Origin of the sequence: Guyparkeria sp. SB14A, assembly GCF_005096345.1 — a bacterium.
Lineage (GTDB): Bacteria > Pseudomonadota > Gammaproteobacteria > Halothiobacillales > Halothiobacillaceae > Guyparkeria > Guyparkeria hydrothermalis.
The window spans coordinates 1-255 of sequence record NZ_SWAW01000077.1 but is presented as its reverse complement, the minus strand read 5'-3'; the positions used below and the strand labels follow the sequence as shown (position 1 = coordinate 255).

The 255-nt window shown below is 64.3% G+C and carries 1 protein-coding gene; it reads left to right on the top strand.

Annotation, left to right across the window (positions count from 1 at the left end):
* Positions 1-255 (top strand): GTP-binding protein (locus FAZ79_RS11330; RefSeq protein ID WP_247709554.1); only part of this gene is annotated, 255 nt, incomplete at both ends.

The following is a 255-nucleotide window of genomic DNA, read 5'->3' as shown; positions in this document are numbered from 1 at the left end:
TGGACGGCGCGATCCTGGTGGTTTCCGCCGCCGACGGCCCGATGCCGCAGACCCGTGAGCACATCCTGCTCTCGCGTCAGGTAGGCGTCCCGTTCATCGTCGTGTTCCTGAACAAGGCCGACATGGTTGACGATCCGGAGCTGCTCGAGCTGGTCGAGATGGAAGTCCGTGACCTCCTCTCCCAGTACGACTTCCCGGGCGACGACACCCCGATCATCACCGGTTCGGCCCTCAAGGCGCTGGAAGGTGACACCT